We start from the raw sequence: 2,067 nt of genomic DNA, 5'->3' as shown, positions 1-2,067 counted from the left end.
GTCCCGCAGCGCGTCGGCGATGAAGATCGCCAGGGCCAGCCACACCAGGGCGAACCCGGTCCACCGGCTGGCGGGCATCGGTTCGTGCACCACGAACACGCCCCACGCGAACTGCAGGATCGGCGCGAGGTACTGGAGCATTCCCATGGTGGTCAGCGGGATCAGCCGCGCGCCCGCACCGAACAGCAGCAGCGGGATGACGGTCACGATGCCGGTGCTGAGGAGCAGCAGCGTGTGGCCGGTGCCCTCACCCGTGAACGTGTTCGCGCTGCCGAGGGTGAGCAGGTACACGAGCGCGATCGGGGCGATCACCGCGCTCTCGGCGGTGAGGCTGGACACGGCGTCCAACGGGACTTTCTTCTTCAGCAGGCCGTAGACGCCGAACGAGCAGGCGAGGATGAGCGAGATCGTCGGAAGCCTGCCGTAGTCGACGGTGAGCACGATCACAGCGACGACCACCACACCGAGCGCGACCAGCTGAGCGAGACGCAATCGTTCCTTGAGGAAGATCATGCCTAGTGCCACGCTGACCAACGGCGTGATGAAGTACCCGAGCGCTGATTCGACGACGTGGTTGCTGTTGACCGCGTAGATGTACGTGCCCCAGTTCACCGTGATCAGCACGGCGGCTGCGGTCACGATGAGCCAGCCCTTGCCGGACAGTTCCAGGAGGGGGCGCCAGCGCCGGAGCACCGCGACGGCGATGGCGAGCGTGACGAACGACCAGACGATCCGGTGTGCGAGCACCTCGATGGGCTGGGCAGGTACGAGGAGCGGCCAGTACGCCGGGAACAGTCCCCAGAGGACGTAGGCGAGCGCGCCGTAGGTGACCCCTCGCCCCTGGGTGTGAACTTCTGGCGAAGAGGTTGTCAGAGGGGGCACAAAATCCCACTCTACGCTGGGCTTTCGCCGGGTTGTTTGCGCTGAACGGCGTAGTGACGGAGCATCATCAAAGGCACTGTAGTTTGGCCGTGCTCACCCTTCCGAGTGAGTGGGGTCGGAGTGTGGTCGTAGAAGGGGCTTACCCGTGAACATCTTCGGGCAGGTCTGGCTGTGGAGCCTGCTGGCCTTCGTCGCGGGGGTGGTCCTCACCTGGGTGGTGACGGTGCGCCCCGCGCGCAAGCAGGTGGCCGACCTCGAAGATCAACTTCGAGACGCGCGCAAGGCGGCCCCGCCGGTCGCCTCGCAGAGCCACGTCGACGACCTCGTGGTCGACGAGTGGGACGAGGTCCCGCCGCGGTCGCTGACCGACGAGGTGCTGACGCCGCCCGCGCCTGTTCCCGCCCTGCCTCCGGCGCCCGCGCCGTACGCGGAGCCGCCCGCCTACTTCGGCGAGCCGGTGAAGGCGCCCGTTCCGGTGCCGCTGCCGCCACCGCCCGCTCCCGTCGTGGAGGAGCCGGAGGAGCCCGCGGAGGAGGAGCAGCACCACGAGGAGCGGCACCACGAGGAGCCCGTCGCCGCGCCGGTCCGCCAGTACCTGGAGCCGGAGGAGGCGCAGCGCCGCTTCGAGGAGCAGCTCGCCGAGCAGAAGGCGCTGGCCGACGCCGAGGACGACCGCCCGCGTTCGCTGTTCGAGCGCCTGGCGCCCGAGGACGAGGACGAGGTGCCCGCCGAGACGCCGGCGGAGATGACGACGGTCCTGCCGCGGTCCGGCCTCGGTGCCGCCGACTTCGAGGACGAGCACCCCGAGCTCCCCGCCGAGCAGACGTCGTACGTGCCGACCGTCGAGCCCGTCGCCGAGGTGGGCAGGCGCGACGCGCTGCCGACCGCGCCGCCGGAGGTCCACGAGCAGGCCGACGACTTCATCTACCAGCCGCGCGAGGTCTGGGCGCAGGACGAGCAGGAGACGTTCCCCGACGAGGCCGGCGAGCAGGAGGACGAGCCCGCGGGCACGCGCTCCGAGCAGACGACGTTCATCGCCGTCGAGGAGAGCAGCTGGCCCGACAACGACGTCACCGGTGAGTACCCCGGCCTGCGCGACGAGATCTCCGGCGACCTGGAGGGCTTCACCGAGCCCGAGACGCCCGCCGAGCAGACCGGCCTGATCGAGCCGATCGACCTGGACGC

1 protein-coding gene and 1 pseudogene are annotated in these 2,067 nt (G+C 69.7%); one reads left to right on the top strand and one right to left on the bottom strand.

Features of this window, described 5'->3' with window-relative positions:
* The coding region (gene rarD / locus VF330_RS19880; RefSeq protein WP_330853130.1) for an EamA family transporter RarD at nucleotides 1-882 on the bottom strand (882 nt) is incomplete at its 3' end.
* Nucleotides 883-1,027: 145 nt separating this feature from the next.
* On the opposite strand from rarD, the pseudogene VF330_RS19875 reads away from it, so the two are divergent.
* A pseudogene (locus tag VF330_RS19875) lies at nucleotides 1,028-2,067 on the top strand (hypothetical protein); the annotation flags it as partial.

It is taken from the genome of Lentzea sp. (assembly GCF_036380075.1).
Lineage (GTDB): Bacteria > Actinomycetota > Actinomycetes > Mycobacteriales > Pseudonocardiaceae > Lentzea.
Note: the sequence above shows the minus strand (reverse complement) of the source record. Positions and strands in the feature narration are given on the sequence as shown.